The organism is Kitasatospora sp. NPDC088548, assembly GCF_044753005.1.
Classification (GTDB): Bacteria; Actinomycetota; Actinomycetes; order Streptomycetales; family Streptomycetaceae; genus Kitasatospora.
This window is the reverse complement of record NZ_JBIVMI010000079.1, coordinates 1-1482: the sequence shown is the minus strand read 5'-3', so window position 1 is coordinate 1482 and position 1482 is coordinate 1. Positions and strand designations below refer to the sequence as shown.

General features: G+C 69.0%; 1 protein-coding gene. It reads right to left on the bottom strand.

All coding sequences use genetic code 11. The features are described 5' to 3' along the window. Positions 1-36: 36 nt before the first annotated feature. Positions 37-1077 carry an IS30 family transposase gene (locus ACIP82_RS37810; RefSeq protein ID WP_363615382.1) on the bottom strand — a complete coding sequence of 347 codons (1041 nt, stop codon included), beginning with the start codon at positions 1075-1077 and terminating at the stop codon, positions 37-39. Positions 1078-1482 lie beyond the last annotated feature (405 nt).

Below are 1482 nucleotides of genomic sequence, written 5' to 3'. Positions count from 1 at the left end.
CTTGGGTTCAAGGGGTCGTCGCAACACCACTTGGTTTTAGGTGGTGAGTAGATCACGTAGACGCTCGGCTGGGGTATTCCAGCCGAGCGTCTTGCGTGGGCGGCCGTTGAGTTCTTGGGCGACGTGTTCGAGGTCTTCGGGGCTGTGCAGGCTGAGGTCGGTTCCCTTCGGGAAGTACTGCCGCAGGAGCCCGTTCGTGTTCTCGTTCGAGCCGCGTTGCCAGGGTGAGGCGGGGTCGCAGAAGTAGACGGGCATGCCGGTGGCCATGGTGAACTGCTTGTGGCGTGCCATCTCGCTGCCCTGGTCCCAGGTGAGGGAGCCGCGCAGGTGGGCGGGCAGGGTCTGGATGGTGCGGACGAGGCCGTCGCGGACGGTCTCGGCGTCGTGGGCTCCGCCCGGCAGGTGGACCAGCATGGTGTAACGGGTGCTTCGTTCGACCAGGGTGGCGATCGCGGAGCGCCCGCCCGCGCCGATGATCAGGTCCCCTTCCCAGTGGCCGGGCACCGCCCGGTCCTCGACGTCGGCGGGTCGGTCGCTGATCATCACCATCGGGTCGATGAACCGTGGGGTGCGCCGCTCGGGGTCGCGGCGGGGTTTGCGGCGGGTCCGGCCGGAGCGGACGGCTGCCTGCACTTCCCGTTTCAGGCCGCCGCGGGCCTGAAAATACAGTGCCTGATAGATCGTTTCCACGCTCACCCGCATGCTCTCGTCGTCGGGATGCTCCGTCAGCAGAGCGTGGCAGATCTGTTCCGGTGACCACCGCCTGCGCAGTCCGCCCTGGACGAAGCGACGCAGCCGTCCCTCGCGCAGCAGCTTGCGCTCCTTGGGCCGGGGCCTGCGCGCCGCCGCCGCCCGGTGGGCCGCGTAGGGCTGGTAGCCCTTGCTGCCCGCGTTCGCGTCGATCTCCCGCTTGACCGTGCTCGCCGGCCGCCCCAGGGCCCGTCCGATCGCCCGCAACGACTGACCTAGCGCCTGGAGATCCCGTATTTGTTCGCGCTCGGCCAGGGTCAGGAACCGCGGATGCAGTTGCTGTTCCAGGGCTCTCAGGCCCACTGGTGCTGTGGTCACGCCGCCCATCGTGACGGTCCCGGCGGTGTAGTCGACACGGCGGCCGTCGGTGTAGGTGCGCGTGGTGCGGGTCTTCTTGACGCCCCAGTCCCAGTCCTTGGCCGTGCGCTCGTTCACGCCGATCTGCCGGGCCGCCGCCCGGCGTGCGACACCGGCGCCCCGAAGCCGCTCGTACTCATCGCGACCGGGGTGGCGCCGCGGCAGGCGCACCGAGCTCTGTCCGGCCTTCCGGGCCCAGCCGAAGGCAGTGTTCCGGTTCACCCCCAGCTCACGCGCCACCACGGTCACGTTCCCCACGGCATCCAGCCGCGCAAGGAAACGCTCCCTCAAACCCGAAAGATCATCGCGTCCAACAGCCACGGCCCTCGCAACTCCCACAGATCGCGGGTGTTGCGAGGACCGTTAGAACCCAAG